This window comes from Desulforamulus profundi (assembly GCF_002607855.1).
Genome location: NZ_AWQQ01000017.1, coordinates 141181 through 165900, shown reverse-complemented (window position 1 = coordinate 165900; position 24720 = coordinate 141181). Strand labels below are relative to the sequence as shown.

Annotated in this window: 21 protein-coding genes and 7 pseudogenes; 12 read left to right on the top strand and 16 right to left on the bottom strand. The window is 49.3% G+C overall.

Annotated elements, in window-relative coordinates:
* Positions 1 to 43: 43 nt before the first annotated feature.
* A pseudogene (locus tag P378_RS02525) lies at positions 44 to 460 on the bottom strand (ATP-binding protein); the annotation flags it as partial.
* 60 nt (positions 461 to 520) lie between these two features.
* Between P378_RS02525 and P378_RS23930 the strand changes: the two are divergent.
* From P378_RS23930 to P378_RS02495, 6 genes and pseudogenes are all read left to right on the top strand, one after another.
* A pseudogene (locus P378_RS23930) lies at positions 521 to 1107 on the top strand (Mu transposase C-terminal domain-containing protein); the annotation flags it as partial.
* The gene (locus tag P378_RS23925) at positions 1031 to 1477 is read left to right on the top strand and encodes an AAA family ATPase (protein WP_420795963.1); all 447 of its coding nucleotides are present in this window, start codon (positions 1031 to 1033) and stop codon (positions 1475 to 1477) included. The pseudogene P378_RS23930 and the gene P378_RS23925, both read left to right, overlap by 77 nt.
* Before the next feature lie 232 nt (positions 1478 to 1709).
* Positions 1710 to 1982 (top strand): type II toxin-antitoxin system Phd/YefM family antitoxin, encoded by a 273-nt coding sequence (locus tag P378_RS02510; protein ID WP_099082156.1) that lies wholly within the window; start codon positions 1710 to 1712, stop codon positions 1980 to 1982.
* Entirely contained in the window at positions 1969 to 2223 is a 255-nt protein-coding gene (locus tag P378_RS02505; RefSeq protein ID WP_099082155.1) for a type II toxin-antitoxin system RelE/ParE family toxin, read from the top strand. The genes P378_RS02510 and P378_RS02505 overlap by 14 nt, the downstream gene beginning before the upstream one ends.
* A 19-nt stretch (positions 2224 to 2242) precedes the next feature.
* Entirely contained in the window at positions 2243 to 2527 is a 285-nt protein-coding gene (locus P378_RS02500; protein ID WP_180260941.1) for a transposase, read from the top strand.
* Positions 2524 to 3114, top strand: a complete 591-nt coding sequence (locus tag P378_RS02495; RefSeq protein WP_238472796.1) for an IS3 family transposase — start codon at positions 2524 to 2526, stop codon at positions 3112 to 3114. Before P378_RS02500 ends, P378_RS02495 begins: the two co-directional genes overlap by 4 nt.
* A 291-nt stretch (positions 3115 to 3405) precedes the next feature.
* Here P378_RS02495 and P378_RS02490 read toward each other — a convergent pair.
* From P378_RS02490 to P378_RS02485, 3 genes and pseudogenes are all read right to left on the bottom strand, one after another.
* A pseudogene (locus P378_RS02490) lies at positions 3406 to 4540 on the bottom strand (IS3 family transposase).
* A 125-nt stretch (positions 4541 to 4665) separates the two neighbouring features.
* Complete coding sequence (locus P378_RS19295) at positions 4666 to 4818, bottom strand: hypothetical protein (RefSeq protein WP_180260940.1); 153 nt, start codon at positions 4816 to 4818, stop codon at positions 4666 to 4668.
* A 241-nt stretch (positions 4819 to 5059) separates the two neighbouring features.
* A pseudogene (locus P378_RS02485) lies at positions 5060 to 5539 on the bottom strand (IS110 family transposase); the annotation flags it as partial.
* A gap of 330 nt (positions 5540 to 5869) precedes the next feature.
* Between P378_RS02485 and P378_RS02475 the strand changes: the two are divergent.
* Positions 5870 to 6433 carry a Uma2 family endonuclease gene (locus tag P378_RS02475; RefSeq protein WP_099082151.1) on the top strand — a complete coding sequence of 188 codons (564 nt, stop codon included), beginning with the start codon at positions 5870 to 5872 and terminating at the stop codon, positions 6431 to 6433.
* Between the two features lie 630 nt (positions 6434 to 7063).
* Here P378_RS02475 and P378_RS22710 read toward each other — a convergent pair.
* The 3 genes from P378_RS22710 to P378_RS02460 are packed head-to-tail and all read right to left on the bottom strand — an operon-like array spanning position 7064 to position 7946.
* Positions 7064 to 7189 (bottom strand): hypothetical protein, encoded by a 126-nt coding sequence (locus P378_RS22710; RefSeq protein ID WP_274378623.1) that lies wholly within the window; start codon positions 7187 to 7189, stop codon positions 7064 to 7066.
* A gap of 6 nt (positions 7190 to 7195) precedes the next feature.
* Entirely contained in the window at positions 7196 to 7654 is a 459-nt protein-coding gene (locus P378_RS02465) for a type II toxin-antitoxin system VapC family toxin (RefSeq protein ID WP_099082149.1), read from the bottom strand.
* Positions 7647 to 7946, bottom strand: a complete 300-nt coding sequence (locus tag P378_RS02460; protein ID WP_099082148.1) for a type II toxin-antitoxin system Phd/YefM family antitoxin — start codon at positions 7944 to 7946, stop codon at positions 7647 to 7649. Before P378_RS02460 ends, P378_RS02465 begins: the two co-directional genes overlap by 8 nt.
* 300 nt (positions 7947 to 8246) lie before the next feature.
* Between P378_RS02460 and P378_RS02455 the strand changes: the two genes are divergently transcribed.
* Entirely contained in the window at positions 8247 to 8531 is a 285-nt protein-coding gene (locus P378_RS02455; protein ID WP_099082147.1) for a DUF4405 domain-containing protein, read from the top strand.
* Positions 8532 to 8976: 445 nt separating this feature from the next.
* On the opposite strand, the gene P378_RS02450 is transcribed toward P378_RS02455, so the two are convergent.
* The 8 genes and pseudogenes from P378_RS02450 to P378_RS02420 form a co-directional block, all read right to left on the bottom strand.
* On the bottom strand, positions 8977 to 9708 hold the full coding sequence (locus tag P378_RS02450; RefSeq protein ID WP_238472784.1) for a 4Fe-4S dicluster domain-containing protein: 732 nt from the start codon (positions 9706 to 9708) through the stop codon (positions 8977 to 8979).
* Positions 9702 to 10094 (bottom strand): hypothetical protein, encoded by a 393-nt coding sequence (locus P378_RS20685; protein ID WP_238472783.1) that lies wholly within the window; start codon positions 10092 to 10094, stop codon positions 9702 to 9704. The genes P378_RS02450 and P378_RS20685 overlap by 7 nt, the downstream gene beginning before the upstream one ends.
* 18 nt (positions 10095 to 10112) lie before the next feature.
* Positions 10113 to 10558 (bottom strand): annotated as a pseudogene (locus P378_RS02445) (hydrogenase iron-sulfur subunit).
* Between the two features lie 21 nt (positions 10559 to 10579).
* Positions 10580 to 13602: pseudogene (locus tag P378_RS02440) on the bottom strand (FAD-dependent oxidoreductase).
* Between the two features lie 16 nt (positions 13603 to 13618).
* The gene (locus P378_RS02435) at positions 13619 to 18070 is read right to left on the bottom strand and encodes an FAD-dependent oxidoreductase (protein ID WP_099082146.1); all 4452 of its coding nucleotides are present in this window, start codon (positions 18068 to 18070) and stop codon (positions 13619 to 13621) included.
* Positions 18071 to 18091: 21 nt separating this feature from the next.
* Positions 18092 to 18949, bottom strand: coding sequence for a CoB--CoM heterodisulfide reductase iron-sulfur subunit B family protein (locus tag P378_RS02430; protein WP_099082145.1), 858 nt, complete (start codon positions 18947 to 18949; stop codon positions 18092 to 18094).
* Between the two features lie 35 nt (positions 18950 to 18984).
* The gene (locus P378_RS02425) at positions 18985 to 19557 is read right to left on the bottom strand and encodes a 4Fe-4S dicluster domain-containing protein (protein ID WP_099082144.1); all 573 of its coding nucleotides are present in this window, start codon (positions 19555 to 19557) and stop codon (positions 18985 to 18987) included.
* Positions 19558 to 20265: 708 nt separating this feature from the next.
* Positions 20266 to 20424 (bottom strand): small, acid-soluble spore protein, alpha/beta type, encoded by a 159-nt coding sequence (locus tag P378_RS02420; RefSeq protein WP_099082143.1) that lies wholly within the window; start codon positions 20422 to 20424, stop codon positions 20266 to 20268.
* A gap of 183 nt (positions 20425 to 20607) precedes the next feature.
* Here P378_RS02420 and P378_RS02415 point away from each other — a divergent pair, with 183 nt between their 5' ends.
* On the top strand, positions 20608 to 21366 hold the full coding sequence (locus tag P378_RS02415; protein ID WP_099082142.1) for a tRNA lysidine(34) synthetase: 759 nt from the start codon (positions 20608 to 20610) through the stop codon (positions 21364 to 21366).
* A 39-nt stretch (positions 21367 to 21405) separates the two neighbouring features.
* On the opposite strand, the gene P378_RS02410 is transcribed toward P378_RS02415, so the two are convergent.
* On the bottom strand, positions 21406 to 21882 hold the full coding sequence (locus P378_RS02410; RefSeq protein ID WP_099082141.1) for a cell division protein SepF: 477 nt from the start codon (positions 21880 to 21882) through the stop codon (positions 21406 to 21408).
* A gap of 176 nt (positions 21883 to 22058) precedes the next feature.
* On the opposite strand from P378_RS02410, the gene P378_RS02405 reads away from it, so the two are divergent.
* From P378_RS02405 to uraA, 3 genes and pseudogenes are all read left to right on the top strand, one after another.
* Positions 22059 to 22316 carry a glutaredoxin domain-containing protein gene (locus P378_RS02405; RefSeq protein ID WP_099082140.1) on the top strand — a complete coding sequence of 86 codons (258 nt, stop codon included), beginning with the start codon at positions 22059 to 22061 and terminating at the stop codon, positions 22314 to 22316.
* A 303-nt stretch (positions 22317 to 22619) separates the two neighbouring features.
* Positions 22620 to 23258, top strand: coding sequence for a uracil phosphoribosyltransferase (gene upp, locus P378_RS02400; RefSeq protein WP_099082139.1), 639 nt, complete (start codon positions 22620 to 22622; stop codon positions 23256 to 23258).
* A 168-nt stretch (positions 23259 to 23426) separates the two neighbouring features.
* Positions 23427 to 24705, top strand: a pseudogene (gene uraA / locus P378_RS02395) (uracil permease).
* Positions 24706 to 24720: the final 15 nt, after the last annotated feature.

Genomic DNA, 24720 nt, shown 5'->3' with positions numbered 1-24720 from the left:
ATTCCCCCACCCACCTATAAAAAAGGGGCACCACCTTAATCCATTAAGTCAATTGCTGCTTTTGTAACCACTCCTTTGTTTCCTTCATTCTGTAGGAACCACCGTTCATGTTAACAATGTATGATTGATGAGTTAAACGATCAATCATAGCAGCGGTCATGACCGGGTCTTGAAAGATTTCTCCCCAACGCTCAAAGGAGAGATTTGTAGTAATAATCGTAGATTTTCTACCTGCCCTAAGCGACAGATGGGCGAACAACAGCTCGGAGCCTTCCTTGTCGAACGAAATGTAGCCCATCTCGTCGGCAATGACTAAGTCATATTTCTCAAATCGGTTTTGGAAGGCACGCAATGTCTGTTCTGCTCGGCACTCCTTGATCCGACTAATTAGCAGGGGAACTGTTGTGAACCATACTTTATATCCTTCCAGACAGACCTTTATGCCAAGTCCAATGGCAACGTGGGTCTTCCCGTTATGGAAAACTTTTCATAATGGCAATTATGTAGAACTCTACATAAAAAGGGGAAAATTGAACGCTTTAATCGAGTGGTTGATAGCTTTCTTAGCGAAGTGGCACTGGGAAAACCACAAACACTGGCAAGGTTAAATGAATTGTTTCAGGTATGGCTCTCTGAATGCTACCAGAATAAGTCCCACTCAGCACTGGGTGAAAAAACAAGTCCTGAAACAGCCTTTAGAAGTGATAGGAAGGCATTAAGGTTCGTAGATCCAGACACACTTACTAATGCATTCTTGCATTGTGAAACACGCAAGGTAGATAAATCAGGCTGCATCAGCTTTATGGACAAGAGTTATGAAGTGGGGCTCTCCTTTATTGGCCACACAGTGGATGTTGTTTACGACCCTGCAGATATTTCCGAACTAACCATTGAGTACCAGGGCCACTCCCCTTGGAAGGTTCGTCAGCTTGTTATCGGAGAAAGGGCAGGAAGGCGGCCTAAATTACCTGAACACTTGGGACAGCAACCTGCGGACTCTTCAAGATTGCTCACGCGGCAAAACAAAAAAATGATCAACGCCGGGAACACCAGGCCCCTGCAGTCTCCTACCGAAACACCCGGAAGGAGGCAGAAGAACTTGTTTGAGTCATTTTATGGGTTAAGTCATACACCCTTCTCCCGGGATATTCCCACAGACCAACTATACCCATCACTTATGCTAGAGGAAACACTGGGAAGACTTGAATATGCTGCACAGCGCCAGTTGTTTGCTGTAGTAACAGGTGATTGTGGCACAGGTAAAACTACTACAATACGTAAATTCTCTGAAAAACTTAATCCTGCCAACTTTAAGGTCCTGTACTTGTCAGATTCCAAACTAACCCCTCGTCACTTTTACAAAGGAATGTTAGAGCAACTGGGGTGTGAAGCAAAATTCTATCGGGGCGATGCAAAGCGTCAATTGCACCGGGAAATTGAGTTAATGCGTGGTATTCACCACCTACACCTATTGTAGCGTTTATAGGGTTATTAAAAGGTAAATAGTATCACCATCCGTCTTTATATTTCTGATTGCACAGGTACCGTCTATTTTACAGATCTTTTAGTGCAAGGAGGCAAGATTGCAACAGGCTGGGTTGGGCATGTATCAGAAATACAGTGGACAATGGGTGGGTAAAACGAGGCCTCTTGACTAAATATCAATATTTTGATAGAATATGCATATAATAAAGCTGGAGGTGTGAGAGATGCCAAATATAAGACCGAGCTCTGATTTGAGAAATAAGTACAATGAGATTTCTGAGTTTTGCCATAAATATTCTGAACCTGTATATATAACAAAGAATGGTCAAGGAGATTTAGCTGTTATGAGCATTGAGACCTATGAACGGCTTGTCGGTAAATTTGAGCTTTATAAACTGTTGGATGCAGGTATGGAAGCTATGAAAAATAACAAGGTAATACCTGCCAATGATGTTTTTAACAGGCTTGAGAGTAGACTTGGAAATGAAACAGTATAAAATCTTCATGACCGAACTGGCTGCAGATGACTTACAAAATATTGTGAGTTATATCTCAAATGATCTTAAAGAACCTGTCATAGCACAAAAGCTGTTAGGCAAAATTAAACGGGCAATTATGAGCCTTGCTGATATGCCTGTGCGTCATGCTTTGGTAAGTGATGAACGGCTTGCCCATCAGGGTATTAGAAAGTTGACCTTACCGCGATTTTATGGACACACAGAACGTGTGATACAATAAAATCATGGAGGTGCCCTATATGAGAACGTTTGATAAAGAATACAAGATGATGGCGGTCAATCGCGTAAAAGAGAGCGGAAAATCCGCCGCTGAGGTAGCCCGGGAACTAGACATAAGCCCTAACACGCTGCACGGCTGGATCAACAAGTTCGGCAAACACGGGGATAAGGCCTTTCCCGGTAGTGGCCACCTGCACGAGGCCGACGATGAACTGCGTAAGCTCCGCAAAGAAATTATGGATTTGAAAGAGGAAAACGCCATCTTAAAAAAGGCGGCAGCCTACTTCGCGAAAAACCAGAAATAGAACGCTTCCGGTTTATGGAAGCGCACCGCTCTGAATTTCGGGTTGTGAAGATGGCAGAGGTGCTCAAGGTATCAAAGAGCGGTTTTTACGCCTATTTAAAGAGGCCTAAAAGTAATCGAGAGATAGAAAATAATCTGCTGCTGGAAAAGATAAAAGCGGTCCACAGGAGCAGCCACGGAATATACGGATACCCACGTATAACAAGTGAGCTAAAATGTGACGGTGCGCCTAGCAAAAACCGCGTATATAGGCTAATGAGAAAAAACGGCATTAGATCAAAGACCGTAAAAAAATATAAGGCAACAACTAACTCAAATCATAATCTCCCGGTTGCTGAAAATCTGCTAAACCGGGAATTTACAGCAGACAAGCCGAACCAGAAATGGGTGAGCGATATCACCTATGTCGCAACCGATGAAGGATGGCTGTACCTTGCCGGCGTTATGGATTTGTGCGGCAGGGCAATCGTTGGCTTTGCCATGGCCGAGCACATGAGAAAGTCCCTTGTCATAGAAGCCCTGAACCAGGCCATCGGTAGGACTGGCGCAAAGGAAGGGTTGAACCTACCCCGAATCAATAGACACTAAAAACGTACAATATCTAACTGTCTCACAAAATTGCTTAATTATATAATATTTAGTATGTTATGTTAAGGTGAAGGTGGCTTTTTAATTCGCCGGAGTACCACCCCTTGATATATGATCATGGTCGTTTATCGGAGCGATAGCGGAGACCCTTGACATGGAGAATGCCCGTGTTAGCCTTTCATGGCAAGGGGCACTAAGCGAAGCTGGGTTGCCCTTGGCCCTTGGAAACACGGGTGCGAGGCTCCATGTCAAGGGCGACCAAGGGTTAGTTTATGCACCAACATTTAGCGATCACGCTGCCTTTATAACTTCCATCGGTGTTTTGTAACAGTTGCTAGAATGTATGCGCCGTCGGTTGTAAAAGACTTCGATATATTCAAATATGGCTGCCTTGGCTTCGGCCCGCGTCTTAAACCGCTTACCGTACAACCACTCTTGTTTGAGCTTGCCCCAGAATGATTCCATAGGAGCGTTGTCATAGCAGTTCCCTTTGCGCTCATGCTACATATAAATTTATTTTCATTTAGTATGGCCTGATATTCTCTGCTGGCATATTGGACACCGCGATCGGAATGTACCAATAGCCCTTCTTTCGCACCAGTTCTGCCTATGGCCTGGTTTAGGGCTTCTATGACAAGTGACTTTCTCATGTGCTCGGCCATGGCAAAGCCAACGATTGGCCTGCCGCACAAATCCATAACACCGGCGAGGTACAGCCACCCTTCATCGGTTGCAACATAGGTGATATCACTTACCCACTTTTGATTTGGCTTATTTGCTGTAAATTCGCGGTTAAGCAGATTTTCAGCAACCTGGAGGTTATGATTTGAGTTAGTCGTTGCCTTATATTTTTTTACGGTCTTTGATTTGATGCCGTTTTTTCTCATCAGCCTGTATACACGATTTTTGCTAGGTGCGCCGTCGTTCTTTAGTTCGTTGGTTATGCGARGATATCCGTATATAGCGTGGTTCTTCTTGTAGATAGCCTTTATCTTTTCGAGCAGCAACTCATTTTCTATTTCTCGATTGCTTTTGGGTCGCCTTAAATATGCGTAAAAACCGCTCCTTGATACCTGGAGCACCTCAGCCATCTTCGCAACCCGAAATTCGGAGCGGTGTGCCTCCATGAAACGAAAGCGTTCTATTTCTGGTTTTTGGCGAAGTAGGCTGCCGCCTTTTTTAAGATGGCGTTTTCCTCTTTCAGATCCATAATTTCTTTACGAAGCCTACRCAACTCATCGTCAGCCTTGTGCAGGTGACCGCTTCCGGGAAAGGCATTTTCGCCGTGTTTACCGAACTTCCTTATCCACCCATATAGCGTGGTGGGACTTAAATCTAGTTCCCTGGCTACCTCAGCGGCAGACTTTTCCCCCGCCTTCACACGATTGACTGCCATAATTTTGTATTCTTTATCAAATGTTCTCATTTAGGACACCTCCGTGATTTTATTGTATCACACGTTCTATGTGTCCATAAAATCGCGGTAAGGTCAAAAATATAGGTAAAGTTGTTAATAAACAATAACAATGACTGAATCAAAGGGGCAAACCATCACCTATATTCCCCCATATCAAGCTTCTGATGAGTTATCCTGGCATCTTCGGCGGCAAAGGCCATGTAGTGGGCTTCCAGGGCGTTTGCCGCATCGGCGCCCGCTTCATGGGGAGTGGTTTCTCCTCTCATTACCCTGACGAAGGAATCCATTAAACCGAAGTCACCGGTTTTTAGCCTACCTATAAGGAATTGAAACCCGACCAATTCGGACAGAGTTTCCGCAACGACATACGTTTTTAGCCTACCTATCCTGAAAATTGAAGAAACATGGCCATGAAAAAGGCAATAACAAGCAAACCCGGACTAACCTTTTTTAAAAACACGGTTCCGGATAGCAGAAGGATAATATGTTAACCAATTGAAATTAGGCTACTGATTCAACAATGACCTTGACTCCGCTGGCCACGGAAGACAACTTGATGTTGGCACCTTCAAGGACCTTTTGGATACGGTTGATTTCCCGTGCCCGTTCTTCGATAAGGCTCCGGCGGTAACGGATGAGCTCCCGCAATTCCCTTTGTTCGCGGGAAGGAATATAACTGCCTTGCAAGAGGCCATGGCGGAGCAAACCGGCAATCCATTCTGCATCTTTTACATCGGTTTTACGCCCGGGGACATTTTTGATGTGTTTAGCATTTACCACCATTGGCTGGATGTCTTCCAGTTCCAGCAAGTTATAGATGGGTTTCCAATACGAACCGGTGCTTTCCATCGCCACATGGGTGCAACCTTTGGTTTTAAGCCAGTCCACCATAGAAATAAGGTCATCGGTCATCGTTGAAAATGTGCGAATCTCTTTACCTTCAGGAGTGATGACACAGGCCACTACGTTCTTCTTACCTTCGCCAGCCGTAGAATAAAGATTCTTCACAGCACCATTTTCATCCTTCTGCTGGTGCTGCGTCAGCGGCATGGGGGTCTATGAGGAATTGAAACCACGGCGGCTTTTGGGAGGTGCAGAGCTCTTTAGCCCCCTAACAACATGTGCGGGTACTATTAATATCACAGCTAGCCTGGGTGTGTCTCAGAGAAGGCCGGAAGATACAGCAGAAAGCCTCATCCAGAGGGCGGACGGCTATCTTACCAAGCTAAACAAGAAGGCAGAAGCAGGGTAAGAGGTTAAAAAGCCCGGTCGGTGGCTGGACTACGGTTTATAGAAAAGTTTATAATAAAGTAAAGAACCTTTAAGGGGTGGTCTGATATGTCAATGGTTTTATCGGACAGGGTTTACACCGTTGAGGATTACATGAAACTGGATGACGGCAAACGGTATGAGTTGATCGGGGGGGAGTTAATTGTGGTACCAAGTCCAAGGCCAAAACACCAAAGGATAAGTGGTAAGATTTTTAACCAAATTGAAAATTTTTTAAAAGGAACTCAATTAGGAGAGGTTTACGATGCTCCCATTGACGTTGTTTTAGGAGAATATATCGTTCAACCGGACATATTATTTATCTCTCAAGACCGGTTGGATATTATCGGAGAACTGAACATCCAGGGTGCACCGGACCTGGTGATCGAGATTTTGTCCCCGGCCACAGCCGCCTATGACAAAAAGAAAAAAAGCCAGCTATACTTTAAACACGGCGTAAAGGAATACTGGCTGGTGGACCCGGACCAGCAGTTGGCGGAAGTGTTCGTAGCCGGTGAAAAGGAATGGCGGTGGGTTGGTGTATTTGACCAGGAAGATGTTTTAACCACAGACCTTTTACCGGGGCTGGAAATAAGCCTGGCAGAAGTTTTTAAGGGATTAAAAAGAGAGTAGATTAAGAGAAATGCCCGGACGTTGTTCCGGGTTATATATTTTTTAAGGAGAGTGAAGAAAATGTCTCAAATTTCTTCTACAAGCAGTCAAATTGCCTGGATAAGGTAATCAAATCATAGCCAACACCTTTTTCACGCGTCTTAGAGGACTTCCAGGGCGGTCTGAAATGCCAAAAGACACCGCCTTTGTGCTAAAACCCTGCCCGCCAGGTGCATACCTTTTTCATGCAGTTTCCCATCGGGTGGTATTTCTGGCTAACCCCCTTGCCGGGGTTTTTGCTTTTTCAGTAGGTGTTTTTGTGGACTGGGAACAGTTAGAAGAAGAACGCAAACAACAGCTGGCATACCAGCCTTATAAACCTGATAAAACAAACCCCGGAAATTCTTCCCTTTGAACAGGAAGAAATAGCAGAAAAAGCTATGGCAATTACCAAGCGAGTATGGAAATATAAGTTTGACAGCGACAATGACGGCAGTTTTGACGATGAAACTTTATCGTTTTTGATGCGGCTAACAATCCTTCGCCGGTAATACGCACCAACCATGTAGGCAAGTACCTGGTAGAGCTGGAAGTTACCGAGGGATTCGGTGAACCTACGGGTACGCTGGATGAGTTCATTGCGCCGGAAGATTATTTAAAGGCCAACACGAATAATAAGCCTACATTAACCTTCTGTTCCGCTAACGCTCCGGTGGCCAGGGCAAGAGACAGATAACCGGTCAGAATACCTGTTATGATTTTTTTATATATTCTCATCTCCTTTCAAATTCCACCAAAAGTTTTTAGGCTGTATACATAGTTTTTATCCTTAATAGACCTGATCAACGTTTCATCTGCTGTCCAAAATTGGCAAACCTCGTTTGACTGCCTGGAAATGATCTCGGCTACTGCCAGGTATGTGGTATCATATAAGGTAGGTAGCTTTTCCTTTACCGCAATATGCCAGGCAGCCCTTATGACAACTGAATCATTAAGGTAATTTAAAATCCCCAGGTTATTGAATGCTTCCCAGGCAATCTCTGCCTGGTCGGGTGTAATCATTTTTTTATTGACCTTTTTCCGTAGAACACTTCCCACTTCGGCCCATGCAAAACCTGGCAAAACAACTGATTGCCTTTTTTCCAAAATTTTTTCCATTAAGGCATCTGCTTTATCGCTATCTTCTTCCAAAACCAGCAGCTTAATTAAAACACTGCTGTCCAGGCAAATAAAACTACTCATTTTCTCCATCTCCCTCCCTTAATTGCCTTATAAGGGGAGTAGAGTCCGGCTGCAGTTTCATTTGACTCCTTAGCCGGGATAATTGATTTAATGCCTTTTTGGTAGCCTCCATTTTTTCATATTGTTCGGCCTTCATGACCTTTTTCTGTAATTCTTCAAACGCATTGGCTTCAATAATGTAGACCACGGGCTTAGATCTTTGCAGCACCATCACCGGCTCTTTGGTTTTAATTACATGGGATATTATTTTACTGGCGTTTTGTCGTATTTCAGTCACATTAAACATATCCATTAGAAACACCACCTTTAATAGTATATATTTTTATAATACAACAAAACGCTAGTTTATAAAAGGTTACTTTCAAAAAATTACATATTTTCCACCTGGCTATTCTAAGATATACACCTATTGTCGTTGGTAAACTACCCACCACAAAATAAAACCCGGCTTTTAAAGACCGGGTTGCTGGTTACAGGTTGTTTTTACCATATTTTCACTGTACGACTTGATATTTTCAAAAGAAAATTTCATAATAGTGGTGGGAATACTAATAACAGGAATTGAAACATTCTTTTAAAGGGCGGAGTACCAATGTCAAATAAATCAATAATAAACTACGTGATGGGCTGGCTCCTTTTTCTGACAGTTTTTGGACTGGCTTTTTCAGGGTTCGTGAGGTGGTTGATACTGCCCAGCCCGGGTCGTGGCGGCATACGTGGCCTGGAGCCTTTTTTCATATTCACGAGGCATACCTGGACGGATATTCACCATTTGCTGGCAATAATTTTTTCTTTACTTGTTCTTATTCACATATATTTGCACTGGGAGTGGTTTGTTTCAACAACAAGAAAGGTTTTCGGCCTGAGAAAGCATTAGCGGAAGGTGCTTGTGTGAAACCGGGCCCAAAAGGGAGCATTCGGTCCTTAATTTCTTTGTCCAGCCTTTTTATTTCATCATGTTTTTAGCCCCGTACCCTGTCGGCAAAAGAGAGGTTTTTCACCAAGTTGTCTGATAATTTTATGTTATTTATGTTATTCTTTCCTGTCAAGGGTTTTCTTGACTGATAAAAACACAATATGGTCAATGTCGTTCAACTGTTTACAAAAAGGTCCTGCTCACAACAGCATTGGCTGTTTAATCGTGTAAAGAAGATGTCCTTTGTCGATTTTTCATAGTGCCTAAGAACCGTCTCTGTTTGAATTTGGCTTTTATACTCGGATTTATTCAAAAATGCAGACCTCAAATTCAAGCAGGAACCGTCCCCACTTGAATTTGATAAAGATGGTGAAAAAGCCACCCCGCACGGGGTGGCTCACATAGGTTAGTGTTTACCGGTATTGAGTTCTTCCAGCTCATGCTCTTTATAAACGGTGATGGGAATGGGTTCCTCCAGGGAACGCCCGGGTTCGTATTCAAAACGGTCCTGATTGGGTTGGGACAGGGCCTGGAACATCAGCCCTACGGGAATGTCCATGGGGCAGGCGTTTTCGCACTGGCCGCAGCCCACACAGGAGAGGCCCATGTGGTTCACCCGGGTCAGGTGGAATAAAGCGGTGTCGGTGGGCAGCTCGATGGCGCCCTTTCTTTTGGCATACTCCATGTACTTATCGCCGTTGTGGTCGAAAATGGGACCGGCGGAGACGCATTCACGGCAGAAGCAGATGGGGCAGGCCTGCCGGCAGTTCTGGCACTTGATGCAGGTGGCCAGCACTTCGGCCAGGTTATCCATGCTGCTGACGGAACTGTTGAATTCAGCCACGGCTTTGGCTTTCGCCTGGGCCTTTTCCTGAGTCAGATTCTCCAGCAGTTTGACCCGGGCGTCCGGCACCGAGGCAGATTCCAAACCGGCCACGCCGGACAGGTCAACACTGTCTTTGGCAGCTACCAGCAGGCTGCCGCCCATGCCCAGCCAGCCCAGGACAATGTCCGCATTGCCGGCTTCGGGGTAAGCACATACGGTGCAGGCCCGGCGCAGGTCGACCCCGGTGGGGTTCTTGCCGTCGGCGGCCTGGCTGACCCACTTCCTGGCATCCACTTTATTTTCCTTCACCATCTCGCGTAATCCTTGGCCGCAAAGGTGCCTGCACAGTCTACGCCGATAATGATCAGGTTATCCAATTTCGCCTGCTGCAATTTCACCAGTTCGTACAGTGCGCGCAATTCACAGGAACGCAGCACCACGGCCACCTTTTCAGGCAGGTTGCGGGACAGATTGGCCACCAGTCTGGCGGCATTGAGGCCGTTTACCGGAGCGAAGGGGTTGGCGGCGCCGAACATCTCCGGATCCCTGATCAGGGCGGGAACTACGTTGGTTTTGGCTGCAACCTCCTGGGGCACCACAACGGCACTGACCGTCCCCGAGGTGATCAATGACTTTAAAAATTCCTGGACGGCACCGAGGGTGTCGCCCCCACTTGATTTTAACGTGTAAGTTTTCATGCTATAACGCCTCCCACCTTAGATTTCCCAGTTCTTGCGCAGCGGGTTAGGTCCTATTTGCTTGAGTTTTTGGGTCATTTCGGTGATGACTTCACCAAAGTAGGCACCTTGGGAAGCACTGATGAACCGCAACCACAGCCGCTCTTCGGGTATACCTAACTGCTGGAGCACGTTTCTAGCAATGGCCACCTTACGACGGGCCTTGTAATTGCCACTACCATAGTGGCAGTCACCCTCGTGTCAGCCACCCACCAGGACGGCATCGCCACCGTCCAGGATGGGTTTAATCATATACAGGGGATCCACGGAACCGCTGCACATGACCCGAATAATCCGCACATTGGGGGGTACTGGATACGGGCGGTACCGGCCAAATCCGCACCGGTGTAGGAACACCAGTTACAGAGTATGGCGATAATCTTGGGTTCGAACTCCGATTGAATTTTTTGTTCAGGAACACTCATTACATAACCCTCCTTTTCAGCCTAACTGTTACTGGCATCCAACATGGCCAAGATTTGCGCTTTCTCGAAGCCCTTTTGCTGGCAGGCGCCGCTGGGACAAGAAGCTACGCAGCGCCGCAGCCCTGGCAAAGTACATCCAGTACTTCTGCCACTCTGGTCTGTTCATTGAGAACCCTTGCCCCGTAGGCGCAGGCCTCTACGCACAGGCCGCAGCCCTTGCACCACTTGGGATTGACCATCGCCACATTGCCGAGGGACTCCAGTTTATCCTTGGACAACAGGGTGACCGCCCGGACAGCGGCGGCGTTGGCCTGGGCAATGGATTCTTCAATCAGTTTCGGTGAGTGGGCCAGCCCGCAGAGATATAAACCGTCAGCGGCAAAGTCCACCGGACGCAGTTTCATGTGTGCTTCCAGGAAGTAGCCATCTGCGTTCAGGGATACTTTGAAGGTCTGGCTCAGGGCATCGGTTCCTTCCGCAGGAATAATGCCGGTGCTTAATACCAACAGGTCGGTATCCAGCAGAAGTTTCCTCTTAAGAATGGGATCTGTGATCGATATCTTCAACTTACCTCCGTTTGCCTCCACCTCGGGTTTCTCCTCCAGGGTGTAGCGCACGAAGACAACCCCTTTCTTCCTGGCCTCGGCGTAATACTTTTCATAGAAGCCGTAAGTGCGGACATCCCGGTAGAGGATAAATACATTGGCCTCGGGGTTTTGTTCTTTAATTTTCAGAGCATTTTTCACGGCACTGTAACAGCAGATACGGCTGCAGTAGGGTCGCTCGCTATTGCGGGAACCCACGCACTGGATCATGACGATGTTTTTGGCATTGCCGAGGCCGGGACCGGCCAACCGGTGTTCCAGTTCCCGCTGGGTTAACACCGCGCTGTGCTGGCCGTAGAGATATTCTGTGGTTTTGGCTGCCTCGGCACCGGTGGCGATAATGACCACGCCGTGCTCCACTTGCTTGTCACCGCCGGGAGTGGCCAGTGTGGTCTTGTAGTTGCCTAAATAACCGGACACTTCTTTTACGGTGGAATTGAGGTTCAGCTCAATATTCGGGTGGTTCGTGACATCGTTAATCAGTTGATCCAATAACTGGGCGGGGTTGTTGCCCTTCATGGTATATTTCACTTCCAGGGCATTGCCGCCCAGTTTGTCGGCCCGTTCCACCAGGATCACTTTAAGTCCCTGACCGGCCAGGTTCAAGGCATTGGTCATGCCGGCGATGCCGCCGCCGATCACCAGGGCCTGGCGGTTGATATCCATAAAGGAAGTGTAGACCGGTTTCAGCAGCTTCACCTTGGCCACGGCCATTTTTACCAGGTCCTTGGCCTTTTCGGTGGCGGCATCCGGGTTATCCCGGTGCACCCAGGAGGAATGCTCCCGGATGTTGGCCAGCTCGAACAGGTAAGAGTTCAGGCCGGCTTCCTTCAGGCTGCTCATAAACAGGGGGGCGTGGGTTCTGGGTGTACAAGAGGCCACCACCACCCGGTTCAGTTTATGCTCGTTAATCCGTTCCTTAATTTTTTCAATGCTGTCCTGGGAACAACTGAAGAGGAATTCTTCGCTGTGCACCACGCCGGGGATGATCCTGACAAACTCGGCTACCTCCGGCACCCGGACCACGCTGCCGATGTTAATGCCGCAGTTGCAGACAAACACACCCACTCTGGGTTCTTCCTGGGTAATATCCCTTTCCGGCGGGTACTCCTTCACCTTGCTCAGGGTCCCCCGGACGGCGCTGAGAAAGCGGGACGCATTGGCCGCAGCGGCACTGGCGTCCACCACGGTTTCCGGAATGTCCTTGGGGGCGCAGAAGGCGCCGCCGGCAAAGACCCCTTCCCGGGTGGTCTGGCCAGGGATAAACTCGGAAGTCTTGCAGAAACCGTATTCGTCCAGTTCAATACCGCAGGCTTTAGACAGATTAGCATTGCCGGCGGAGGGCTTCAAGCCCACCGAGAGAACCACCATATCAAATTCTTCCTCGGTAAAGGAACCGTCAGCATTTCTGTACTTGACAAGCAGGTTCTTGGTGCTGGGGTCTTCTTTTACCGAAGAAATCATGGCTTTTTCATATTTCACGCCGTGCTGGATTCTGGCCCGATCGTAATACTTCTCGAAGTCCTTCCCGTAAGCCCGGACATCCATGTAGAAAATCTTGGTCTCCAGTCCCGGTTCGTGCTCCTGGGCGATGATGGCATGTTTGGTGGCATACATGCAGCAGACGGCGGAACAATAATGGTTGCCCTTGGCGCTGTCACGGGAGCCGGCACACTGGATAAAGGCTATTTTCTTGGGCTCCACATGATCCGTAGGACGCACCAGGTGACCCATGGTGGGACCGCTGGCGGAAAGCAGACGCTCAAACTGCAGGCTGGTCAGCACGTTCGGGTAAAGTCCCCAGCCGAATTCCGCCCTGAGATCACCGTCCATGGGGTCAAAGCCGGGACTTAAGACCACTGCGCCCACTTCCAGTTCCAGGGTGGTGTCGGCCATGCCGTGGTCAATGGCACCGGCGGGGCAAGCCTTCAGGCATTTACCGCAGGCCTTGGGGTTTTTAATCTTCAAGCACTTGCTTTTATCTACCGCGTAGGCGTTGGGTGTGGCCTGGGCATACAGCTTGTAGATGGCCTTGCGTTTGCCCAAACCGCCGTCAAAATCATCATCCACCTTCACCGGGCATTCCTCGGCGCAGGCGCCGCAGCCAATGCATTTTTCCAGGCTGACACAGCGGGCCTGTTGCAGCACTTTGGCCTTAAAATTGCCCGGTTCCCCCTCCAGGCCCACCAGTTCGGCGCCGGTGATGATTTCAATGTTCAGGTGACGTCCCACGTCTACCAGCTTGGGAGACATGGTGCACATGGCACAGTCGTTGGTGGGGAAAGTTTTGTCCAGTCTGGCCATGGTACCACCGATGGCGGGTTTCTTCTCCACCAGATACACCCGGTAGCCGGATTCGGCCAGGTCCAGGGCGGACTGCATCCCGGAGATGCCGCCGCCCACAACCAGAACCGCACCGATTTGTTTTTTATCCGTCATAGGTTTCTCCAACCTCCTATCCCAGAGCCGCATCCATCATGGCCAGCAGCTGTTCTTTTTCGAAGCCTTTCTGCTGGGTAGCACCGCTTGGGCAAGCTGCTACGCAGGCGCCGCAGCCCTGACAGAGCACTTCCCGCACATAGGCGACTCCCCTGCGCTCGTCTAACACCCTGGCCCCATAGGCACAGGCGCTTACACAAATGCCGCAACCCTTGCAGAGTTCCAGATCCACTTCTGCAGTAATGCCCAGGGACTCCAATCTTCCCTTGGACAGCAGGGTTACCGCCCGCACTGAGGCAGCGTTGGCCTGGGCGATGGTTTCACTGATGGTCTTAGGCCCGTGGGCCAGACCGCAGAGATAAAGTCCATCCGCCGCAAAGTCAACCGGTCTTAACTTCATGTGAGCTTCCAGATAGAAGCCGTCGGCGTTTAAGGGGACCTTGAACAGCTGGCTCAGGGCTTCTGTATCCGGCCTTGGCTTGATACCGTTGGCCAGGGCCAAAATGTCGGCATCAATTTTGATGGGCTGTTTCAGCACATGATCGGTAACGGTAACGGTTACCTTGTCGCCGTTGGCCACCACTTGCGGTTTATCGTCAACGCTGTAGCGGATAAAGATGACGCCCTTGCGTCTTGCCTCGGTATAGTACTCCTCCTTGAAGCCGTACGTACGAATGTCACGGTACAGGACAACCACATTGGCATCGGGATTCAGTTCTTTCACCTTCAGCGCGTTCTTAATGGCATGGGTGCAGCAAACCCTGCTGCAGTAAGGTCTTTCGGGCTCCCGGGAGCCCACGCAGTTAATCATGACAACGGTCCTGGCATCCCCCAGCCCCTGGTCAGCCAGTTTTTGCTCCAGCTGGGTCTGGGTCATGACGGCCGGGCTGCTGCCGTAGAGGTAGCTGTCCGGTACAATTTCATCGGCGCCGGTGGCGATGACAACGGCACCGTGCTCCACTTCAATCCTCTCGCCGTTCTCCTTCGCCAGGGTGGTCCGGTAGTTGCCCAGATAACCGGACACCTCTGCCACCTGGGCGTTAAGGACAATATCAATTAACGGGTTGGCTTCCACATCAGCTTTCAGCTTATCCACAAAGGCCGGAATGTCTTCACCCTGCAGGCTGTAGCGCAGTTCGGTGGCCCGACCGCCCAGGCTGCCGGCTTTTTCCACCAGGGTGACGGCATACCCCTGCTCGGCCAGGGACAGGGCGTTGGTCATGCCGGCCACGCCGCCGCCCACCACCAGGGCCCGCTGGTTTACATCAATAAAGGCGGTTTGTACCGGTTTCAGCAGCCTTACTTTGGCCACAGCCATTTTTACCAGGTCCTTGGCCTTTTCGGTGGCATCTTCCGGTTTTTCTCTGTGCACCCAGGAGGACTGCTCCCGGATGTTGGCGTGTTCATAAAGGTAGGGGTTCAACCCAGCTTCCTTCATGCTGCTCTGGAACAGCGGGGCGTGGGTCCTGGGGGTACAGGAGGCCACAACCACCCGGTTAAGATCGTGTTCTTGAATGCGCTCTTTAATCTTGATAATGTTGTCCTGGGAACAACTGAACAGGAATTCTTCGGTATGAACAACCCCCGGCAGGGTTTTGGCAAACTCGGCTACCTCCGGCACTCGGACGACGCTGCCGATGTTAATGCCGCAGTTGCAGACAAACACCCCGACCCTGGGTAACAGGTTGGTAACATCTTTTTCCGGCGGGAATTCCGGCACAGCGGTCATGGTGCCGCGGGCCGGCGCCAGCAAACGGGAAACCATGGCGGCCGCTGCACTGGCATCCACCGCTGTTTCAGGAATATCCTTGGGTTCACCAAAGGCGCCGCTGACATAGATGCCTTCCCGGGAGCTGCAGCCCGGGCTGAAGGTAGCGGCACGGCAAAAACCGTACTTATCCAGTTCAATGCCGCAGGCTTCACCCAGTTCTTTGGCGCCTTCGGGAGCGGATAGGCCGATGGACAGCACCACCATATCAAAGGTCTCGTGATAAACATTGCCGTCTTCGTCGGCGTAACGGATCAACACGTCATCACCGCCGTCCGGAGCCGGGTCAATGCCATAAATACGGGAACGAATGAACTGGACGCCATGCTCTTCCTTGGCACGGTTCAGATAACGTTCAAAGTCCTTGCCGGGGGTCCGCATATCCATATAGAAGAGCTTTGCTTCCAGGGGATCGTGGCTGTGTTCCTTGGCGATAATGGCCTGCTTGATGGCATACATGCAGCATACCGAGGAGCAGTAGCCTTTGCCGATCCTTTCGTTACGGGAACCGACACACTGGATCCAGGCGATTCTGGTGGGTTCTTTATGGTCGGAGGGACGCACCATATGTCCGGCATAGGGGCCGCTGGCGGACAGAATCCGTTCAAACTGGATGCTGGTGACCACGTTGGGCAATTTGCCGTAGCCGTAGAGTTTCAATTCTTCCGGATCATAGGGCTTAAAGCCGGGGTTCATAACCAGGGCGCCCACTTCAATTTCAAGCTCCCGGTCTTGCATACTGTGGTCGATGGCTTTGGGCAGGCAGGCGTCCACGCACTGCATGCATTCGGAACAGATGGCACAGTTCAGGCAGCGGGCTGCCTCTTCCTGGGCCTGTTCCGGCGTGTAGCCCAAACACACCTCTTCGGTGTTGGTAGCCCTGCGCTCGGCGGGCGCATGGCCCTGCTTCACACGGGGCTGCTTGGCATAGGACTCCGCTTTCCGGGGAATGGGAGAAATTTTCTCTTCGGGAATTTTAAATTCACGACCGGCCCTTAAATCTTCCCCTTGGATGTAGCGGTGGATACTTTCGGCGGCACGCTTGCCGGCGCCCACTGCATCGATTAACAGGGCCGGGCCGGTGCATACGTCACCACCGGTGAAGATGCCGGGAACGTTGGTGGCCAGGGTGTCCGGATCTGCCACAATGCGGTCGCCCCACTCGTTGGTCAGGGGTTTGTCACCGGCGAAGGACAGGTCGGCGGTCTGGCCGATGGCAGAGATAATGGTATCGACGTCCGTCCATTCGGTTACGGTGTCACCGTATACGGGCACCCATTTACCCTTTTCGTTCCTTTCCATACGGATAACTTCCATGGAGGAACACCCGGTTACTTTTCCATTGCTGCCTTTAATTTCTTTAATTAGAGTTCTGAAGTGGAATTGTACGCCTTCTTCCATGGCCTCTTCCACTTCCTCCTGGGCAGCGGGCATCTCACCCCGGGTACGGCGGTACAGGACATGCACTTCGGCGCCCGTGCGGCGGGCACTGCGGGCAGCGTCCATGGCCACGTTACCACCGCCTACCACCAGGACCTTCTTACCAACCTCTACCTTTTCGCCCAAGCCGATTCTGCGCAGCATATCGACGGCGGAAATAACGCCTTCCATGTCTTCACCGGGGGTCCTCATACTGGTGCCCTTCTGGCAACCGACACCCAGGAAGATGGCCTTGTAACCGTCTTTAAATAAACCGTCAATGGTAATGTCTTTACCCAGGGCAGTATTTACTTTAATTTCCACGCCCAGGCGCTTAATCAGATCGATTTCCAGGTCTACCCACTTCTTGGGCAGGCGGTACTCGGGAATGCCGATCCGCATCATACCGCCGGTAACGGGCAGCGCCTCAAAAATCGTGACTTTATATCCCTTGAGAGCCAGGAAATGAGCGGCAGACAGACCGGCCGGCCCGGAACCGATAACGGCCACTTTTTCATCCCGCTCGGCTTCTTTTTGTGGCAAAGGAAGTTCGTTGATGTCCTGCTGGTAGGCGACATCGGCAGCCATTCTCTTCAGGGTGGCAATTTGGATGGGCTCATCCACCTTGGCCCGGTTGCAGGCTGTCTGGCAGGGATGGGCACAAATCCGACCGCAGATGGCCGGGAAGGGCATTTCTTCATAAATCATTTTCCAGGCGTCAATAAATTTGCCGGATTTGATTAACTGCACATACCCCTGTACGTTAATACCGGCGGGGCAGGTGGCTTTACAGGGGGCGACGCCCCGCTTGTCAATGGCAAAGGCGTTGGGGGTTGCCTGGGCATACAGTTTGTAGGTTGCTTTGCGGGTGTCAATCTCACCATTAAACTCGTTGGGCAATTCAACGGGGCAAACCCGGGCACAGTCACCGCAACCGGTACATTTGGCTATATCCACATAGCGGGCCTTTTGCTGTACCGTTACTTTGAAGTTGCCCGGTTCGCCGGCGACTGCTTTGACCTTGGCGCCGGTAATAATTTCAATATTATTATGACGGCCGGTGTCTACCAGCTTGGGGGACATAATACACATGGCACAGTCGTTGGTAGGAAAGGTTTTGTCCAACCGGGCCATGGTGCCACCAATGGCGGGCTTTTCATCCAATAAATAAACTTTAAAACCGGATTCAGCCAGGTCCAAGGCGGATTGCATGCCGGAGATGCCGCCGCCCACAACCATCGCCGCACCGGTTAGTTTCTTATCGGTTTGGACGTTGCTCATTTACGTTTAACCTCCATCCCTTTACGAAGTTGCCCCAGCTTTTACAGAATCTGCCAGCTTGCTGGGATCCACAAGGTGCTTGCTCCACCATTCGCGAGTTTCCGGAATCCCAAGGGCCAACCCCAGTAACTCTGTAAAATAAAAGACCGGCAGGTCCTCATCCGGGGGACGACGCATTTCCAGGTTGGTCTGGCACAGCGGGCAGGAGTTTACCACCGCATCGGCGCCGGCTTCACGGGCTTTGGCCAGGATTTTTCCCGACAGGTTGGTGACCATGGCCGCCTTTGCCACCGAATGACCGGCCCCACAGCAGTCCACTTTATAGGACCAACTGACCGGCACGGCTCCCAAAGCTTTCATCAATTTATCCAGCTGCATGGGATTTTCGGTGCTGTCGATGCCGGTGATTTCACCGGGGCGAACGGATAAACAACCATAGTAACAAGCAATCTTTAGATTTTTCAGAGGCTTCTGAACCTTTTTGCCAATGGTCTGTAGCCCGATTTTTTCTACAAAATAGGCCAACAGGTCGTAGACCCTGGGCTGCCCGTCAAACTTAAAATTCAATAATTTTTCCATTTCCTGCCGGTTCCCGGCGTCATGGATCATGGTATACTCGGCTGTTTTTAAGCGGTTAAAACAGGCCGAACAGGGTACCACACAGTCAAGGCCCATGTTTTGTATTTGTTTGATGGTCAGTGCGGGCAGACCCACTGATAGGCTGTGATTGGTGGCGTGGGCGGAGGTGGCTCCACAGCAGGTCCACTCTGGGATTTCTACCAGTTCCACATCCAATGCTTTACTGACAGCTCGTACCGAACTGTCAAACTCTTTGGCCGTCGCCTCCAGGGAACACCCCGGATAATAAGCCAGTTTCATCTGTTTATCCCCTACCTTCCACAGAAACCCATTTCCTATTTTTCCGCTCTGTTTTTCTTGGCCCAGTCAAAGATGCGCCGGACTTCCGTCTTACTGGGAACACTGTGCGGGAACAGGGCAAGCTTTCCTTTCAGGAACATTTTTAAACCTACACCTACGTCGTCCATCAAGTGACCGCTCTTCAGTTTGTACTTCATCAGCATGGTGCCCTCATGAACCCTGCCGTAAGATTTCACAGAATCCAGGAAGCACTGGTGGAATAAGTAGATGTCTTTTTCTCCCGGGGCAACTCCTTCTTCAATGGCCATTTCTCTCAAAGCATCCATGACGGCAGCGATACGTATGCCATTGGGGCAGCGGGCACCGCAGGTTTCGCAACCTACACAGACCCAGATGGCTTTGCTCTTGAGAATTTCGTCCTTTAAACCAAACTGAATCATCCGGAGCACCTGGTTGGTATCCATTTCTCCGTATTCAGCAATGGGGCACCCGGAGGCACATTTCTGGCACTGGTAGCAGGCCTCAATTTCCTGTCCACTGCGATCGCTGACCACTTTTGTGAAATTTAGGTCTAGCGCCTTCGGACCTCCTTCGGTTATAATATACACAGGTCCACCCCCCTCATTTACGATTTTACTTTAGTTTAGTTTATCATAGGCTATAGTTGTAACAAACCCTCGCTGGCATGGACTAGAACCTGTATTCTTCTAAAATATGGGTTTTAGTCTGTTTTTTATTGTCATTCGCTGTCGCTCAATATTTTTCTCGCTTTTACTTTGTTTAGCTTAATTCAGAATAATCGACAAATTCCTCACCCCTTGATTTACAAGGCTTTCACAGTGGTCCCGAGGAAACCCTTGGGAACCCTCTCCCTTTCGCCCCGGGTGAAAAAGGCAACGTTTTTCGCTAAAACTAATTTCGCTGGCGAAATCCAAAGCCGTCGTCTACAGGACAATAGTATAACTGTGAAAAACAAAACATGTTATGAATGGGCATTGATTGTTTTTTATAAAGATATTTATAGGTCCGGGATGTAAAGATGATGGATGAGCTTTCTTCTGAAATGAGAGGATTTCTTTAAGGAAGGGGAGGTTGATCTGCTGCAAACTTGCCTAAAAGGGTGCGTAATTAATTCTCTATATATTCCTCGGGTTCCTACGACAACTATTCTGACACATAAGGTACCTAAGATATTAAGTTATTTTATACGGATAGAAAAACACATTTCGTTCTAAAAGTATCCACAGTTTACAAAAAGCATAATTTCAATAACAACAGAAAACTGGTCCACAAACGTGGACCAGTCGCCGGGGAAGTTACAACATGCTGCGTTCCGCCCTCTGTATCGCCAGCTTAACAAAGTTACCGCACTCTCGCGAGGTCAGGTTACCATAGTCGTTGCCTTGGATACGGTCCGCTGCGCCCATTTCCCGGGCAAACTCATACTTCAGGGCATCACTCATATATTTAGCCATGTTTTTCCCCCCCTTGAAACATAATTTGACCGAAAAAAACTTTACCTATACCAAGTAAAAAGTTTCACTGGACATTTAACGGGTAAATATAAATAATTGATTATGTATGTGCTTATTCGAAACAGGGTCAACGAAACTCATCTCCTTATCATTTAACAAATCTTACAGCAGGAGACATGCCAAATGAGCAAAACATTGCAAAGGACGATGTTAACCCAGGTTACCAGAGCCATCACTCATTTTGCGATGATCGAACCCGGTGATAAGGTTGTGGTAGGGGTATCTGGCGGGAAAGACAGCAATTCTTTATTGTTTTGCCTCAACATGTACCGCCGCAGGTATTTAAAAAAGGTTCCCTTTGAACTGCATGCCGTTCACCTGGATATGGGGCTGGGAGCAAATTTGGACCCGTTAAAGGAACTCTGCCAGCGGCTGGAGATCCCTTTAACGGTTAAACCTACGGACATTGGGGCCATTCTTTTTGATGTGAGAAAGGAGACCAATCCCTGTGCCCTGTGCGCCACCTTGCGCAGGGGCGCCCTTCACAATACCGTCCTGGAACTGGGCTTCAACAAGGTGGCCCTGGCGCACCATCTGGATGACGCCGTGGAAACCTTCTTTATGAGCTTGCTTTTCAACGGCATGATGAAAACTTTCTCTCCCAAGACCTATCTGGACCGCACAAACCTTACCTTAATCAGGCCCTTTGTCTATGTCACAGAAGATCAGGTGCAGCAGTTGTTGACATTGGAAGACATTCCAGTCATCCAAAACCCCTGCCCGGTTAACAAAAAGACCAAACGGGAAGAGATTAAGGTCCTGATCGACAACCTGTCTCAACAGTATCCGGACATCCGCCAGAAATTTTTAACTTCGCTGCACAACTTTGACGCGAGCAACCTCTGGCCTGTTAAGGAAAACAAAAAGGGTCGTTGGGGATAGTCCCTTCGACCCTTTTTGTTTGCAGGAAAACTTGTTGGATTAAGCGGTCTCGGATTTAAACCACCGGGCGCTTACCTTTTCTTCCACCGGTTCAACATCCTGACTAAAGGTTCTCATATCCCCTGCGCCAACAATGTCTACTCCACTGGGAACAAACAGAAAAATCTCTCCGTTCACTTTTTTGGCAGAACCGTTGAGGGCAAAGGATACACCACTGGCGTAATCCAAGATACGCTGGGCCTCTTCCGGATGAACCTGCGAGAGATTCACGATAACCGGCTGGCCGCCCTTTAAATGTTCTGCCACAACCTGTACATCAGTAAATGTCCTGGGCTGGGTGGAAACGATTTTTGTCTGCCGGGCTGCAGGCACTGCTGATAGCTCCGCACGATGTTGATTTTTGCTTTGATTTTTAAACTCCCTGGGCGAAGACAGTTCAGGTGCCTTTTCTCCATCTTCTTCCACTTCTTCAAAACCAATAAAACTAAGGAACTTGTCCATAAATCCTTTAGACAACCTAAACTCTCCTTTCGGCTCAGCCAGAAAATTCTGCCACAACCTGCAAATTCAGACTTTATTTTTATTATGCGGAAAATTTTTCTATTTTGCTATAGGGCTAAAGTCCTATTTACAAGTGAGGTTTTTCCTATCTAAGTGGGTACACTAATTCCAGCATAAAGGAGGTTATGATTATGGGCGACTATCATGTGGCGCTTTTCGTATCGCCGTGGAACAAGTCTGCGTGCGATGAAGCGAAAAACTATCTTGAGAACAGGGGAATCAACTATGAGGTAAAAAACACCCAGGATCACGGCGCCCGGGGAGAATTAATCAACAAGACCGGTGGACTGGACACTCCTACCATTGATGTAAACGGGCATATTGTTGTAGGTTTTCTGCCCAACAAGTGGGACCACTTGTTAAGCGAAGAACCGCTGGAACTTACATGAGAAATGAGAAGTGAAAGGTTGGAGGCGGGAAATTGGTTCCCGCCAATTCTTACCTCTTTACTTTTTAGTGCCTTGTTTTTCTTGTCTCATACGGACAGTTTTAGGGTAAACGAATCATGGAGTCCCTTTAACATTTTTTAATATTCTATAGATTTTCCCTGAGAAATTTCTGAGTAGAAAAAAAGAGGAATTTGTTATATTGCATCGAATTGTTGACATTTGGGAAAATCATCTGGCATATCTATCGAGTCAAACACACTGCGTACGGTACTGCCGGAATTATAAAGGAGGCAGTCTTAACGAATGGAATCAGTAACCGTTCTTCGTCATCCCTTGGCGGATGAGCAGCTTCAAGTAATCAGAAACAAAGAAAGCGATATTACCGCATTCCGGGCCGCCATGACCCGTTTGGGATATTTACTGGCTGTTGAAGCCACCAAAGACGCACCCGTATCGGAAGCCAGCGTAACCACACCGATGGAAGTAGAAACTCCCGTTAGCGTTCTGCAGGATGATAAAATTTTGTTGGTCCCCATCCTGCGGGCCGGCCTGGGCCTGGTGGAAAGTTTCCTTACCTTTTTACCTAAGGCAAAAGTGGCGCATATCGGTATGTCCCGGGATCATGAAACCCTGGAGGCCAGGCTTTATGTCAACAGTCTCCCCAAAAATTTGGCGGACTTTGAGCAAATTTGTATCTTAGACCCCATGCTGGCCACCGGCAACAGTTGTGTTAAGTCACTGGAAGTGTTAGCGGATGCCGGGGCCGACCCCGCTAAGATTAAAGTGATTTGCGCCTTTGCCGTGAAAGAAGGTCTGGGGCAAATTGCCGGCAAGTTCCCCCGGGTAAAAGTAATCACCGCAGTGGTTGATCCAGTTCTTAACAATATTGGATATATTTCCCCGGGTTGCGGAGATGCAGGGGACAGGTTATACTTACTCTAAGACAAAAGGATAATTTTGCACAATTTTAGGCACCTTTAAATTAGTACAGAGAGACTAATAAGGTAGCGGCGATGGGATACCTGTATCTTTATGGTAATGCGCTCCTTACAGAACTCTGTAAGGAGTTTTTTACATTCTATGCTAATATTTTCTGGGAGGAATGGAATGATGGTTAAGCGAGAGATCCAAGTAGAAGAAAAGCTGCCCCTGTTGCAAACCCTGCCCCTCAGTTTGCAGCACTTATTTGCCATGTTTGGGGCCACTGTACTGGTACCGATTTTATTTAAGGTGGACCCGGCTACCGTTCTGTTGTTTAACGGTATTGGCACTTTACTGTACCTGTTTATTTGTAAAGGCCGCATACCCGCCTATCTGGGTTCCAGCTTCGCCTTCCTTTCTCCTGTTTTTGTTGTCCTGGGCAAGTACGACTACAGCGCGGCCCTGGGAGGTTTTATTGTAGTAGGCTTGATCTTCTCAATTGTTGCTTTGATCATCGGCGCCGTGGGAACAAAATGGATTGATGTGGTCTTCCCGCCGGCTGCTATGGGCGCCATTGTAGCGGTGATCGGTCTGGAACTGGCCCCTATCGCCGCCCAGATGGCCGGTCTGGCAGCAGCTGATCCTGCCAAATATGTTGCCGATCCAAAGGTCATTACAGTCTCCATGTTTACCCTGGGTGTCACCATCCTTGGCTCGGTGATCTTCCGTGGATTTCTCGCCATTATTCCGATCCTGGTGGGTGTCGTTTCCGGTTATATTCTCTCCATCTTTATGGGCCTTGTCAGCACAGAATCCATTGCCAAGGCCAGTTGGTTTGCCAAACCGACATTTTACAGCCCGACCTTTGATTTAAACGCCATTATGATTATTGTGCCGGCAGCACTGGTGGTCATTGCAGAACACGTGGGGCACCTGTTTGTGACCAGCAACAAACATCGTGGGCCGGGATTTGGCCAAAGACCCTGGCTTGCACCGCTCCCTGCTGGGCAACGGCTTGTCCACTTTGCTGTCCGGCTTCTTCGGTTCCACCCCCAACACCACCTATGGCGAAAACATCGGTGTCATGGCCATCACCAAGGTTTACAGCACCTGGGTGATCGGCGGAGCCGCCATCATCGCCATTATCCTCTCCTTTGTGGGTAAACTCTCCGCGGCCATTCAAAGTATTCCCACACCGGTGATGGGCGGCGTTTCCCTGCTGCTGTTCGGTGTAATTGCTGCTTCCGGTATTCGCATGCTGGTAGAGGCCAAGGTGGATTACAGCAAGGCTTCCAACCTGATTCTTACCTCGGTTGTCCTGATCATTGGCGTCAGCGGCGCCCAAATTCAGCTGGGGGCCGTCAGCCTGAAGGGTATGGGATTGGCAACCGTGGTAGCCATTATCCTGAGCATCTTTTTCCGTCTGCTGGAAAATGCCAACCTGAGCAACGAGACCAGCGGACACTAAATATTCTTCATACAA